Consider the following 15,183-nt stretch of genomic DNA (forward strand, 5'->3'; position numbering starts at 1 on the left):
CAAATCCTGATAGGTGTGAATGCCAAGTTCGCTACGGAGCAGATCGGCCCGATTTGGACCCACGCCTTTGAGGTAATCGATAGGGGTTTGAAGTTTGGCATTCATGAGTGCGAATTTAACTAATTACATTGAAAGCATGAACGCCATTATGGAATGTGTTCTGTTTTGCAGAAGATTATTAATGTTCAAATCTGAGTAAGTATTGTTATTTAATGTATTGTGGTTATTTCTGCTTTTCAAGTTTGGATCTAAATACTTTATAGTAGTAAGCTCGCACTTCACATGTTTTTTTCCTTATTTTAGTCAAACCTTAACTGAATTTATCAATGAAGCATTTTCTTTTTTCTTGTTTATTTCTTGTTTTTACTTCACTTTATTCCCAACAAGTCAATGTTGTTGATTTTGAGAAAATTCAAGCCGATTTAAAGTTTGAGGATCAAACTAAAATATCAGGATCTGTTGCTGTTAAATTCAAGATTTTGGAAGCTGTCGATTCCGTATATCTCGATGCGATACACATGGATTTTACGAATTTAGAATTGCGCACTTCAAATAATATGTTGCTTCAAGGAAGTGATTATCGTGTTGAAGCTGATAAACTCATCGTTTTTTATGATTTTGCTGAAAATGAAAATTATATTTTGAATTTTAAGTATGTCGCGCAACCCAAAAAGGCACTTTATTTTATTGATGATCAAATTTGGTCACAAGGCCAAGGAAAATACACAAGCAATTGGTTGCCAAGTATTGACGATATGAATGAGAAAATAGAGTTTGATTTGTCCATTACTTATGATGCTGATTATTCGGTTTTAGCAAACGGAAAACTTGTAGAAACAAAAGCCGAATCTCCCAATCAAATTACATGGCATTATGACATGGAAAAACCGATGAGTAGTTATTTGGTGGCACTGGCAATTGGGAAATATGATAAGAAAACCGAAACTTCAAGCAGTGGTATTCCGTTGGAATATTATTATTATCCACAAGACTCCACTAAAGTTGAGCCGACCTATCGATATAGTAAACTGATGTTCGATTTTTTAGAAAATGAAATCGGCGTGCCTTATCCATGGGAAATTTATAGGCAAGTACCCGTCAAGGATTTTTTGTATTCAGGAATGGAAAACACGTCATTAACTATTTTTTCGGATGCTTTGGTAGTTGATTCGATAGCGTTTAACGATCAAAATTATGTCAATGTCAATGCTCATGAACTTGCGCACCAATGGTTTGGCGATTTGGTGACCGCAACTAGTGGTGAGCATCATTGGCTACAGGAAGGTTTTGCAACGTACTATGCGCTTTTGGCCGAACGTGAGGTATTTGGCGAAGATTATTTTTATTGGCAATTGTATGAACACGCACAACAACTTTTAAAGCAGGAAAATGCTGGCGAAAGTACGTCCTTGCTCAATCCGAAATCGAGTAGTTTGACTTTCTATCAAAAAGGAAGTTGGGCGTTGCATGTTTTGAGAGAGCGGGTGGGAGATGCGGCTTTTAGGGAAGCTGTGAAAAACTATCTCGAAAAACACAAATTTCAAAATGTAGAAACCTCTGATTTTATTATAGAAATCGAAAAAGCAAGCGGTCAGGATCTGTCGGAATTTGTGAAAATTTGGATCGAAGATTCCGTACTTCCACAGGATGATATGGTTAAAAGTTTGAATAAATCGGCGTTTATCCGAGAATTTCTCGATGTGAGTTGTCAAACATATCCTTCAAAATGTGGAGATTATCTGGTTTCTGATATTTCCGATAGGGCAAAAATAAAAATCCTTTTGCAAGAAGGTTATGATGTGAAATTGGAAGATTTCAACAACGGCATTAAAGTCCGACAGGCTATTGCGCAAAAATTGACCACCATTCCTTTAGAGTTCAGATCGGCTTACGAATCACTTTTAAAAGACAAATCCTATTTGACTATAGAAACGGCATTATATAATTTGTGGGTGAATTTCCCTATGGATCGTGCTAAATATTTGCAACAAACTAGTTCCATTTATGGTTTTAGTGATTATAATGTGAAACTTTTATGGTTGGTTTTGCATCTAAATACTATCGAATATCAACCGGATAAAAAACAAGCTGTTTTTGAGGAATTAAGAACTTATACCGATCCAAAATATAGTTTTGAAGTGCGGATGAACGCTTTTAATTATCTGAAGCTCATCAATGGCTTTGATGACATTTCCATAAAAAATCTAATGCAAGCTAAAAAACATCATAATTGGCGCTTTCAGCAGTTTGCAAAACGATTGCATGAAGAGTTGGAAAAGAAGAATAATGATGATAGAAAATAGAGTAGAATATAGAATATAGAATATAGAATATAGAATATAGAATAGTTTTTCTTAGACAACAGATATTCACAACAGAAATATGAGAGCATTAATAATATCAGGTGGCGGGAGCAAAGGAGCATTTGCTGGCGGTGTGGCACAGTATCTTATTGAAAACCAGAAACTGGAGTACGATATGTTTATTGGCACCTCAACAGGGAGTCTTTTGGTATCGCATTTGGCTTTAAAAAAAGTCAAAGAAATCAAAGAAATATATACCAGTGTAACGCAAGAAGATATTTTTAATGTATGCCCTTTCAATATTAAAAAGAAAAATGGCATTGAAACGATCAGTATCAATCATTTTAATGTTTTAAGAAATATTCTGAGTGGCCGTAAGACTTTTGGTGAAAGCCATAATTTACAAAAACTTATTAAAAAGCATGTTTCCGAAGAAGGATTTAATGCGCTTAAAGCGATGCCGGTTGATGTGGTGGTGACGGTTTCAAATCTGTCACTCAATCAAGTGGAATACAAATCGATCAAGGATTTTGATTATGAGGATTTTTTGGAATGGGTTTGGATTTCTTGCAATTACACACCGTTTATGTCATTGGCCAAAAAAGATGGCTGTGAATATGTTGACGGTGGATTGGGATCTTTGGTGCCCATTGAAGAAGCTGTAAAACGTGGAGCAACTGTTATAGATGCTGTGGTTTTGCAAACTGAAGTGACACAGTATAACAGAATGCCCTCGTTAAATGCGTTTTCACTTTTGACCAATATGTTTGCATTTATGCTAGATAGGATTGAATATCAGAATATCAGAATTGGAAAATACGTAGCTACAAATCAAGATGCAATTATTAATTTTTATTATACGCCAACCGTTTTGACAACCAATTCTTTAGTTTTTAACAAAGAAAAAATGTCTGCTTGGTGGCAAAGCGGATTTGAATTTGCAAAATACAAAAACCAAGAAATAAGTCCGTTGAAACCAGAAAAGACCGATTGAACTTGATTTTCTATTTCGTTTGGATTTTCAATAGCTTTAATTCTAAAGAGCTATTAAAATTTTAAATTGATAAAACAGTCTTGAATAAATTCCAGTTATTCAATGAGTTTTTTGACAGTTTTCCGTCTTTTGAAAACCTCAGGATTAAAATGTTTCCATATTTGTTGTATGGCTAAATTGTCTTCCAGTTCAGGCGTTCTGATGCAATTTTGTATACCTTTTTTAGCAAACTCATGATAATATTCATTAAATATAATTGCGGTGACACCTTTATTTTGATATTCCGGTAAAATACCAATCAAATAAAATAGAACCTCCTTACTGTTTTTTCTGGCGTGTAAAATATGTCTGAAGCCAAAAGGGAATAGTTTTCCATTTGCTTTTTTAAGAGCCTCTGCAAAAGAAGGCATTACAATGGCAAAAGCCACTAAATCATCATTTTTATCTATAACAAATTTTATGTACTCAGGATTTACAAAACTGATAAATTTCTTTTTGAAATACTCTTTTTGAATGTCCGTAATAGCAACAAAAGATGACAAAGAAGCATAAGTTTGATTAAAAAGGTCAAACATCTTATCTACATAAGGCATCACTTCTTCTGTTTTACTAAATTTTAAGGCTCTGAGTTGATAGCGTTTTTTGATCAATTCTTGAGCTTTTTCAAAAAGTTCAGGGTTTACGTTTGAAAAGGGAAATCGACTTTCAGCATACAGTTTTTCGTCAGTATATCCCAAACTATTAAAATGTTCCACATAATAAGGATAATTGTACCAGGTTATCATACTGCCGACATGCTCATAGCCTTGGGTCAATAAGCCTACTTTATCCAAATTAGAAAAACCTACCGGACCTTCTACATAATCTAATTGGTTAGCTTTTCCGATTTCATGGACTTTGTTTAATAAGGCTTCTGTAACGGCAATATCATCAACAACATCAAACCAACCAAAACGCATTTTTTTTTGATTTTGATTGTTGATTTCTAGCCAATTAATAATGGCGGCAACTCTCCCTACAACTTCATTGTTTTTATAGGCCAAGAAAAACCAAGCTTCGGCATCAGCAAATATTGGATTTTTCTTTTTATCAAAAGTTCCCAGTTCTTGCTTGATTATTGGTGGCACCCACTGTTTGCAATCTTTATAAAGCTGAAATGGGAATTTTACAAATGTTTTTAAGTCCTTAGGGGAGGATACTTCTTTAATTGTAATCATAAAGTAGTCTTGTAATTAGCTGTTTTTCTTGGATTTGCTTCGCTTTTCTAATTTTTTGCTTTTTTCAAGATCAATTTCTTTTTGCTTTTGAATTTTTCGTTCTTGAAGTCGCAATTCGTCTTGTGCAGGACTTCCATTATCAATTTCTTTGTCTTCGTGAAAATCCAAGCGGTAGGAAATTCCAAAGTTAACACCAAAAACTGAAGGCGTGTCTTTAGTATTGAACGTCAATGCTGTATCCAACTGGAAGTTTTTATTCCATAAATAGGCGCCTCCAACACGAAAAAGATTGTCTGCGTAAAAATCGCTTTTGATGCCTTGCGTTTCTCCAAATACAACCCATTGCGGGTTTAAGGAATGCGTCAAAGTCAAAATATACTGGAAATCGGATTGATCTGTGCCAATCCTATCCTTGATCAAGTTGACGATAAATACCCAGCCACCATCAAAATTGTTTTGTGAAATAACGGCAATTTTCGGACTGAAGCCTTCAACTCCAGGAGCGGTATAAGGATTATCTTTCGTATCAAAATTGGCTCCGGCATAAATAGCAATTGCAGGAATCAAGGATTTCCATTTAAATTTTTGGTTGGCTTTCCAGCTGTATAAATTAGGTTTTTCTTCCTCGGCATTTCTATAAGGATCGTATATCATATATTTTGCACCAACCGTAAGATGTTTGAAATTAGAGCGTTTTTGATCGAAAGTACTAACTGGAGCATATTGTTTTTTGGTGTCATTTTGAAAAGTACCTTGTACATTGATTTCCAAATCTTCCCAAAGCAATCCATAGCGCGCAGCAAAATCAATACCCAAACCCGAAACCTCTTGCTGTAAGGGTGTATGTTTTTCCTTTATATAATAGGGGCCGGTTTCTAATTGAATCACATTGGTGCCCACTGAAAATGCACTTTGAGAAACCCCGGGCCTGTTAGAATTAATGACCTCTGTATATTGGCTAAATACGGATTGTACAGAGGTGAAAATTAAAAATATGATGGAAAATATGATAGGTTTCATTTTCGTAAAAATTTGGTTCAAAACTACATATTTTTTTTGATTTTGAATGGCTTTTAATCGATTGATAAAATCAGGATTATTACAGAAAGAATAATTGATATCAACAACTAAAGAGGGCAAAAAGGCTGTATTTTATATAATTTTTAAGGATTTATATCCGTTTTTAAAGGTGAAGAATTGTATTTTTGACCAAAATTTAGAATCACTATGCAAACGGCGTCACTTACTGGCTTTTTGAGAACTATTTTGATCATTTTATTAGTGTGGTATGGCGTAAAGGTCCTCATGAGAATCTTTGCACCTTACCTAGCCAACTATGCATCAAAAAAAATGCAGGAGCGTTTTGGAGGTCAATTCCAACATCAGCAACACCAAGCTGCAGACAGAAACCGTGCAAAAGAAGGAGAAACGGTCATCGATAAAATGCCCGATAGACCACAATCATCCAAGAAAAAAATAGGTGAGTATATAGATTACGAAGAAATTGACTAATTTCCCCAATTAAACAACTTCTATACTTCATGGCATTGTCATTAAAAAAGTTCCTGCCTCATATTTTAATAATTTTTGGTTTTATTGCACTTTCACTGGCTTATTTTAATCCGGTGTTGAGTGGCAAGCAAATTTTTCAAAGTGATATCATGCACTATATCGGGATGTCTAAGCAACAGACCGATTTTAGGGCAGCCACCGGAGAAGAAACCTATTGGACCAACAGTGCGTTTGGTGGTATGCCCACATATCAGTTAGGTGCAAAATATCCACATAATTATATCAAGGAATTAGATTCTGTATTGCGATTTCTCCCAAGACCGGCGGATTATCTGTTTCTGTATTTTATAGGTTTTTACATTCTTTTACTAACCTTAAAAGTTGATTTTAAACTGGCTGCGCTAGGTGCATTAGCTTTTGGCTTTTCAACATATCTCATTATTATTTTAGGAGTTGGTCATAATAGTAAAGCACATGCTATTGCATATATGCCATTGGTACTCAGTGGGATTTTGCTTGTTTTTCAAAAAAAATACATTCCAGGATTTTTACTGACCACAGTTGCTATGGCGCTTGAGTTGAGTGCCAATCATTATCAAATGACTTATTATTTGCTGTTATTGGTATTGATATTGGGCGCGGTTTATCTTTTTGAGGCCTATAGAAACAAGCAATTGCCACATTTTTTTAAATCTGTTGGTATAATGGTCATCGCTGTTATTTTGGCTATCGGATTAAATGCTACAAATATCATGGCTACGCAAGAATATGTGAAGGAAAGTACCCGTGGTAAAAGTGAACTGACCATCAATTCGGATGGTTCACCTAAAGAGGTGACCTCAGGATTGGATAAAGATTATATTACAGAATACAGCTACGGATTTCTTGAAACCTTTAATCTGTTTATTCCCCGACTTTTAGGTGGCGGTAATGGCGAGGATGTTGGTAAAGATTCGGAAACCTACAAGTTTTTTACTTCGGTAGGAGCGAGTCCAATTGAAGCATTGCGTGAAGTAAAGCGTACGCCAACCTATTGGGGGAGTCAGCCTATTGTTGAAGCTCCTGCTTATGTTGGTGCTGTGGTTTTGTTTCTTTTTGTATTTGGACTTTTCATGGTCAAAGGTCCGACAAAATGGTGGCTTGTTGGTGGTGTTATCATGTCTTTATTATTATCCTACGGAAAGAATTTAGGTTTTTTAACCAATTTCTTTATTGATTATGTGCCCATGTACAATAAGTTCAGGGCGGTAACTTCCATTCAGGTTATTTTGGAACTTTGCATTCCCGTTTTAGCGATTTTCGGATTGGTTGAGTTATTTAAAAATCCAGAAAAAGGATCAGAGCAACTCAAAGCTTTGAAAATTGCAGCAGGGATTTCGGGTGGCGTTGCCGTCTTATTTTTACTCTTTAAAGGTTCATTCGATTTTGTTGGTGCTAATGACGGGTATTACAGGCAAGCCTACGGTGAATATGGTCAAAGTTTTGTTGATGCCTTAAAAGCTGATAGAAAATCGATGTTTACTTATGACAGCATCCGCACATTGCTATTGGTATTGTTTTCTGCAAGCGGAATTTGGTTGTTTTTGAATAAAAAAGTCACACAAAATATGTTGATAATTGGATTGGCAGTATTGATCCTTTTTGACCTGGTCAGTGTTGATAGACGTTATGTGAACAATGAAAATTTTGTTTCAGCGTTACAAGTGTCAAAACCTTTTCAAGCCAATCAGGCCGATTTGGAAATCATGAAGGACGATAGTCATTTTAGAGTGTTTGACGTGGTTTCTAGCGGTGCCAGAGCATCATATTTCCACAACTCCTTAACGGGTTATCATGCCGCAAAAATGGGCCGTTATAATGAGCTTTTCGATTTTTATATCGTCAAAAACAATATGAATGTGTTAAACATGCTCAACACCAAATATGTGATTGCAGATGATGACAAGGGCAATGTGTTTCCATATGTAAATCAGGATGCCAATGGTAATGCATGGTTTGTATCGTCTTTAGAAAAAGTGAATTCGGCCAATGACGAAATGATGGCTTTGGATAGCTTAAACACAAGAATAAAAGCAGTAACCACACAAGAATTAGCATCTTCAAATTTTAATGTTGATTCATTGTCAACCATTGATATATTAGACTATAAGCCAAATTACTTAAAGTACAACTCTAATAATAATCATGATGGATTTGCGGTCTTTTCAGAACTCTATTATGCCAATGGATGGAATGCTTATATTGACGGGCAGCTTTCGCCACATTACCGTGTGGACTATGTTTTGAGAGGAATGCCAATTCCAAAAGGACAACATACGATTGAGTTTAAATTTGAACCTCATGTCGTTAAAACCGGAAGTACCATTGCACTTGCAAGTTCTATTTTATTTGGATTATTGATTTTAGGAGGTATTGCAGTAATGAGAAAGCAAAAATTTGATAAATTGGAAGATTGATTTTTTGAAACCTCTAATTTCAAACTTATACAGTAGCCAACGTTAATTAATAAGATTCCTAACAACTCAGGAATTTAATATGTCTAAAAAAGTACTCATCATTACTTATTATTGGCCACCAGCAGGAGGGCCAGGAGTACAACGTTGGTTGAAATTTGTGAAGTATTTGCCAGATTATGGAATTCATCCCGTAGTTTATATTCCTGAAAATCCAAATTATCCTATAATTGATAGTGGTTTGACAGATGAGATTCCCAACGCGGTTACCATTTTGAAACGGCCTATAAAAGAACCATATAAACTCGCCGAATTTCTATCCAAAAAATCCTCGAGGACCATCAGTTCCGGCGTTATTCCAAAAGCCAAAAAGCAAAGTCTTGTTCAGCAATTGATGTTGTATGTTCGAGGGAATTATTTTATTCCTGATGCCAGAAAGGCTTGGGTAAAACCTTCAGTTGAGTATTTGTCCGATTATATTCAAAAGGAACAAATAAAAACCGTAATTACTACAGGACCACCACACAGTTTACACTTAATAGGATTGCAGTTAAAAGCTCAATTGGGAGTAGACTGGATGGCAGATTTTAGAGATCCTTGGACAACTATAGGTTATCATAAACAGTTAAAATTAAGTGCAAGTGCCGTTAAGAAACACTTGGATTTGGAGGCGAATGTATTGACTACTGCCGATCATCTTATTGTAACCAGTGAAAACACCAAAAAGGAGTTTTTAGTCAAAACGAAACAGCCAATAAGTGTGATTACCAATGGCTACGATTATCAGCAATTGCCTCAAGTGACTAAAGATGAAAAATTTTCACTCGCGCATATTGGTTCTTTATTATCCGAGCGCAATCCGAAGGTGTTATGGAAAGTTTTAGGTGAACTTATCAATGAAAATAAAGATTTCAAACAAGAGTTTGTGTTGCGACTGGTTGGTGTAGTAAGTGAAGATGTGCTCAATGAAATTAAGACATTTATTCCAGAAACGAACATTGATGTGGTGGGTTACGTCAATCATAAAGACGCACTGATTTTCCAACGACAATCTCGCTTATTATTATTGATTGAAATTGACTCAGAAGATACCAAAGCTATTATTCCAGGAAAACTATTCGAATACATGGTGGCTTCAACACCTATAATTTCAATAGGTCCTAGAGATTCAGATGTAGAACAAATTTTAACGACAACCAATACCGGGCAATATTTTTATTATGATGCGGAAAGCGAGTTAAAAACACATCTATTAGCCTGTTTTTCAAACTTTCAAAAAGGATCATTAAATTCATATCCCATAGGTTTACAACAATATAGCCGAAAAGTATTGACCAAAAAATTGGCAGATATCATTACAGGTTTGACCTAATCTTCAAAAGTAGTATCTTCGAGTTTTAAACCTTTATGGGAATCATCATCAACCAATCTTTAAAGAATACGGTGACCACTTATTCAGGGTTTGCCATTGGAGCTTTGAATACTTTGTATTTGTATGTGTTCTTTATTTCTGATGTCCATTACGGATTGATTTCTTTTATGCTTTCTACAGCAAATATTATGATGCCTATTATGGCGTTTGGCGTTCATAATACCCTTATTAAATTTTATTCAACATTCAAGACCAAAAACTCACTCAATAGTTTTTTGACCTTCATGTTGTTTTTGCCGTTGGCCCTGATAATTCCTATAGGATTGATTGGTGTTTTTGCCCATGAAACAATTGTTGACGCATTATCACAAAAAAACGATATTATCTCAGATTATGTCTGGTTCATTTATCTGACTGCTATTGGAATGGCTTATTTTGAAGTCTTTTTTGCATGGTCCAAAACACAAATGCAAACGGTTTTTGGGAACTTTATGAAGGAGGTTTTTCCACGTGTTGGCGTCACGGTATTGTTGTTTTGTGTGTATTTTGAATGGATTTTGGTAGAGACTTTTATTATCGCTGTGGTAGGGGTTTATGGGTTAAGAGCAATAATTATGATGATTTATGCCTTTAGCATCCGATTGCCTGTCTTTAAGTTTAAAAAGATCGAGCGATTGGGTTCTATTCTTAAATACTCTTTTTTGATAATCATTGCAGGATCTATCGCTACCGTGATTTTGGACATTGATAGTTTTATGTTGGGACTTTATATCCCTATTGAAGAAGTGGCCTATTATGGTGTGGCCATTTATATTGCAACTGTCATAGTAGTGCCGTCCAGAGCTATGCAACAGATACTTCAGCCATTGACTGCAAAATACTTGAACGAGAATAATAAAGTGGCCTTGAAAGATTTATATCTCAGAAGTTCTCAAACTTTATTTATTATTGGCGGACTTATTTTCTTGCTGATTGTATTGAACATCAATGCACTTTACGAAACGATTCCGGCACAGTTTAGTGGCGGTCTGTATGTTGTGCTTCTTGTAAGTATGGCAAAACTTTACGATAGTTTAATGGGCTGTAACAACGTGATTCTTTTTAATAGCGATTATTATAGAATTGTTTTGTTGTTTGGTGTGATTTTGATGATATTGACCATCGGATTAAATATGATTTTCATTCCTAAATATGGTATTACCGGAGCGGCTTTTGCGACATTTATGGCTGTTGCTTTATATAATTCCATTAAAATATACTTTGTAAAGCGCAAATTTAATATGATGCCCTTTACCATTAATACCGGAAAGGTTATTGTCTTAATGTTGATGATGATCATGGTATTCTACTTCTGGGATTTCACATTTCATTCATTGATAAATATTGCTTTAAAATCGGTGCTGATTACATTGTTATACGTAGGAATCATATATAAAATGAAGATTTCAGAAGATATTAGCGCGATAATACAGAAGTATCTGAAGTTTTAAATTTATTGGTCTTTGCTTGCATTGGTGCTTTAATTAGTATAGGATCAAAAAACTCTGTGTGACCCAGTAATACTCTTCAATATAAAATCTACTAAAATGAGAAAATCCCACAAGGTGCTTTGAGGCATACCGCTTGTAGGACTTCTACTAATCAACTAATTTTATATGTGTTTAATTCCCTCTTCCTTGTCGAGACGCTGATCTAGATGGTGTTCCTTGATCGTTTGATCGGCTACTATTTTGAGTGGCATTTCTGGTATTAGCACTGTTTGTATTTCTACTGGAATTGGCACTTCTGTTTGCGCTAACGCTTCTACTTTCATTAGAGGTTGAACTATATGTACGAGATGGCGTTGCATTTGGTTTTCTCTGTTCTGTATTTTTATTAACATTAGCTGTTGTTTGAGCAGATCTTACCGCTTGGTTACTTGTCGTATTTGTAACGTTTGCAGTTCTGGAACTCCTAGTTGGGGAGCTAGGAGTCTCAGATCTGCTCATGCTAGCATTTGACTTTTGGGCATTGTTTCGTGTTGTATTTTCAGTTGAATTTCTGTTAGAAACCTCTCGATTTGTATTTCCTAAAGCTCTCCGATTAACCTGTGTGCCTATACTGCTTCTGTTTTCTGTTGCATTACGAGATGGCGTTACATTGTTATTTCTAGAACTTGTAGCAACACTTCGGCGAGGTACTGCTTCTTGACGGTAGCGGTCACTTACACTGTTGTTTGCCACAGTAGTTCTTCTGCCATTGCTTACAGATGGTGTTGGACGCGATTCATAACGAACAGGAACCCTATAATTATTCACATAAGGTCTATAATATGTGTATCGTACAGGCTTGTAATATTTTCTGTAAGGTTTCGTATAAACCACCCGGTACTCATATACCGGAACAGTGTAATAATGATGCCAAGGCTGATAAACGTAAGTGCGGTTATAAGCGTTGATATAGCCGGTGTAACGCGTAAAACGGTGGTGTTTGTCATAATACACATACAGTCCGCCAATACGGCTTACGCGACCAAAATTGTTATAATGGATTTTTACATTACCCGCTTGCGATATTCTACCATAGTAATCGTAGTAGATAGGCACATTCTCAATTTGTATAATGGCACCATAATCGTCATATTGTACATAAGGTCCATAGTCATAACCTGTATTAAAACTAAACGACAGGTGAGGCGTATTGATTGACAAACTTCCTTTAGGGCCATAATTTGGCACATAAAAATCGAATTGCCCATCAGGGAAAACCGAAAATTCAATATTGCCTTCCATAAAAATAAAGGAATTACCATACCCTTTGTGCTTACTGGCGTACAATGAATTGTTTATAGTAGTGGCGATTTCTGCGTTTACCGATGTTCCAATGAAGAACACAGTGGTAAAAAATAAGGCTAATTGTTTCATGGGTTTTTGTTTTTTGTTCGACATGATTCGTAGAATACAAACAATGTGCCAGAAACCACATAAAAACAATTGCTTGTTGATTATGAGTTATTTATGTTTTTTTAAATCTATTTTTTAGAAGATAATTAATTTCACATCTTTTGAAATTAACTAAAACACTCTTCAAAACTTATGATTAGACTAAAACAACATAATGAACCTATTAACATTTCTTATGGTATAGCCAGTCTGCCGAATTCTTTGGATTTTTGGACATTTTAACTCAGAAATTTGATCTTATTGAAAAAATATTTGGTAACAGAGGACTATCTTTTAAACCTTTGTTTTTTAATAGTCATTATTTAGTATAAAACTTTTTTATCTAGGATTTGGAAATTTCAATCTGCCCAAGAAAAATATCTATAGAACTTCATTACTTTTATGTCGATTAAAAAATAACCAATGTCAAGATCACTGATCGATTGCCATAATTGTTCCCAGCGCTTTGAAGCCCATTATCCGTTTTGTCCATATTGCGGAATGAAAGCTTGGGATGAACTCACATTGGGTGTACTTTTCAATAATACCATCAGCAACTATTTTTCAGTTGATGCCCGTTTTTTTAAGAGTTTTATCCCTCTTATGTTCAAGCCCGGTTTCCTTGCAAAACGATTTGTTGAAGGTAGGCGGTTACTGTATTTGCATCCTACTCAGATATATTTGTTTATCTCCGTAGTATTTTTCTTTTTGTTTTCATTTATAAGCCGTAAACAAGCAGAAAATTTCGACACAGTTTTAAAAAATGATATTGAGAGAAGTCATGTTTATTTAGATTCCCTAAAACAGAAACAAAAGGATTCACTTTCTCTAATCACAATACAGCAAAAAGTTGACGAACACCCGTTGACAGTCCCAATCGACCAAGAAAAAACTAAGGCTCAAAATACTAAGGCAGGACGTTTAAAATCAAATCCAAAATCGAGTGTAATTTTTGAATTTAATGATTTTGAAATAGATTCTATGATCGTTTCGGGTGCTTCTGATATTGAGATTTATCGAAAAATGGGAATGGAAGACGATGATGGTTTTGTTGTTCAACGTATTTACAAACAAGCTCTAAAATTATTTAAGAATAAGAGTGTAGGTTCAATTTTACAAGCCTTTTACGACAGTGTTCCGCTGGCTATGTTTATTTTACTGCCAATTTTTGCTGTTATTTTGAAACTTTTCTATTTCCGAAAAGGAAGATTTGCTTATCATTTGGTGTTTAGCTTTTATTTTTTCGCATTTATATTTACAATGTTCAGTCTGTTGGTCATTATTGAGTTAATATGGAAAAGTCTCCCCGGCTGGATCATTACTTTAGTCATGTTTTCTATCGTTTTTTATTTGTTTTTAGGCCTGAAGTATTTTTACGGACAAGGATATCTCAAAAGCTTTATAAAAAGTAGTGCAGTGATCTTTGTGTTTTTGTCTATCGTGTTGCCATTTGCTTTTGCCATCATGGGGTTGATGGCGTTTTTGTTTTATTGAGAAGTTCAAAAGATTCAATCGTAATTTTAGATGTCATCATTTGGATCTTTTTAAAAAGATGCAACGTCATAAAGTAGTACGATCTTTAAAAATCCGTGATACTTCATTGATTTTAATCGCTATCGTCAAATCTTAAATCAATTATTTATCTGTCCATCAAGAAAAGCAAATTGTTTTACTTTTAATGAAGACTTAATAATTTAGAAACATTGGGTAGTTGAAAATGTAATACTTTTGTACCAATTTAAAGATACCAAAACGATGTCGTTAAACTCTATTTTTCAATTCTTAGTTCCTAAGGACAAAGTATTTCATCCTTTATTTGAAATTGCAGTCACAAAATTGCAGTTATTATCGGAAACTATGCATGAGGCTGTTAACTTGCCAAGTAAAGAGCGGGAAGAGAAATTGAAAGCTGTAGAAGTTTTAAAGAGTGAAATTGAAAATATAGCACAGAGAACAAGGATTGAATTGGGCAAAAACTTTATTACTCCTTTTGATAGGGAGGATATTCATGCCTTAATATCTGCAATTGATGATGTTGCTGACAATTTGAGCGATGCAGCTAGTAGAATGCGTCTCTATCATTTGAACAAGGTTACCAAGCCGTTGCGAAAGTTGACAGAAGCAAATTTGGAAGCTTGTACCGAAATAGCGCTAGCTATAAAACATCTAAAGAATTTGAAAAATCTTGATAAAATTTCAGAAAGCTGTAAAATAATATACCGTTTGGAGCGAAAGGCAGATAAGGTTTTTGATAAGGCATTGTCAGATATCTTTGAAAATGAAGAAGATGTAAGAGATGTTATCCGTTATAAAGAAGTGATGAGCGCCCTAGAAGATTCTACCGATAGCTGTAGAAAAGTAGCCAATGTGTTGGAAGCTATTACCGTTAAGTATTCTTAATGTTAGATAAT

Annotated in this window: 11 protein-coding genes; 8 read left to right on the forward strand and 3 right to left on the reverse strand. The window is 34.9% G+C overall.

What is annotated here, in order from left to right:
• The first annotated feature begins 326 nt into the window (after positions 1-326).
• Positions 327-2,303 carry a M1 family metallopeptidase gene (locus VNJ50_RS07305; RefSeq protein WP_325580458.1) on the forward strand — a complete coding sequence of 659 codons (1,977 nt, stop codon included), beginning with the start codon at positions 327-329 and terminating at the stop codon, positions 2,301-2,303.
• Between the two features lie 79 nt (positions 2,304-2,382).
• Positions 2,383-3,297 (forward strand): patatin-like phospholipase family protein, encoded by a 915-nt coding sequence (locus VNJ50_RS07310; RefSeq protein ID WP_325580460.1) that lies wholly within the window; start codon positions 2,383-2,385, stop codon positions 3,295-3,297.
• Positions 3,298-3,392: 95 nt separating this feature from the next.
• On the opposite strand, the gene VNJ50_RS07315 is transcribed toward VNJ50_RS07310, so the two are convergent.
• Positions 3,393-4,514: a GTP cyclohydrolase gene (locus VNJ50_RS07315; RefSeq protein WP_325580462.1), complete on the reverse strand. Its 1,122-nt coding sequence runs from the start codon at positions 4,512-4,514 to the stop codon at positions 3,393-3,395.
• Between the two features lie 15 nt (positions 4,515-4,529).
• Entirely contained in the window at positions 4,530-5,534 is a 1,005-nt protein-coding gene (locus VNJ50_RS07320; RefSeq protein ID WP_325580464.1) for a transporter, read from the reverse strand.
• Positions 5,535-5,741: 207 nt separating this feature from the next.
• On the opposite strand from VNJ50_RS07320, the gene VNJ50_RS07325 reads away from it, so the two are divergent.
• The 4 genes from VNJ50_RS07325 (at position 5,742) to VNJ50_RS07340 (ending at position 11,341) form a co-directional block, all read left to right on the forward strand.
• Positions 5,742-6,026, forward strand: a complete 285-nt coding sequence (locus tag VNJ50_RS07325) for a DUF4834 family protein (protein ID WP_325580466.1) — start codon at positions 5,742-5,744, stop codon at positions 6,024-6,026.
• A gap of 29 nt (positions 6,027-6,055) precedes the next feature.
• Entirely contained in the window at positions 6,056-8,482 is a 2,427-nt protein-coding gene (locus tag VNJ50_RS07330) for a YfhO family protein (RefSeq protein WP_325580467.1), read from the forward strand.
• Positions 8,483-8,561: 79 nt separating this feature from the next.
• Entirely contained in the window at positions 8,562-9,851 is a 1,290-nt protein-coding gene (locus tag VNJ50_RS07335) for a glycosyl transferase family 1 (RefSeq protein WP_325580469.1), read from the forward strand.
• 35 nt (positions 9,852-9,886) lie between these two features.
• Entirely contained in the window at positions 9,887-11,341 is a 1,455-nt protein-coding gene (locus tag VNJ50_RS07340; protein WP_325580471.1) for a polysaccharide biosynthesis C-terminal domain-containing protein, read from the forward strand.
• 171 nt (positions 11,342-11,512) lie between these two features.
• On the opposite strand, the gene VNJ50_RS07345 is transcribed toward VNJ50_RS07340, so the two are convergent.
• Positions 11,513-12,754, reverse strand: a complete 1,242-nt coding sequence (locus VNJ50_RS07345; RefSeq protein WP_325580473.1) for a hypothetical protein — start codon at positions 12,752-12,754, stop codon at positions 11,513-11,515.
• A gap of 441 nt (positions 12,755-13,195) precedes the next feature.
• Between VNJ50_RS07345 and VNJ50_RS07350 the strand changes: the two genes are divergently transcribed.
• A complete protein-coding gene (locus VNJ50_RS07350; RefSeq protein ID WP_325580474.1) occupies positions 13,196-14,266 on the forward strand; it encodes a DUF3667 domain-containing protein in 1,071 nt (356 codons plus the stop codon).
• Between the two features lie 261 nt (positions 14,267-14,527).
• Positions 14,528-15,172 carry a DUF47 domain-containing protein gene (locus tag VNJ50_RS07355; protein WP_325580526.1) on the forward strand — a complete coding sequence of 215 codons (645 nt, stop codon included), beginning with the start codon at positions 14,528-14,530 and terminating at the stop codon, positions 15,170-15,172.
• Positions 15,173-15,183 lie beyond the last annotated feature (11 nt).

Origin of the sequence: Gelidibacter sp. (genome assembly GCF_035577925.1) — a bacterium.
In the GTDB taxonomy this organism is placed as follows: Bacteria; Bacteroidota; Bacteroidia; order Flavobacteriales; family Flavobacteriaceae; genus Gelidibacter.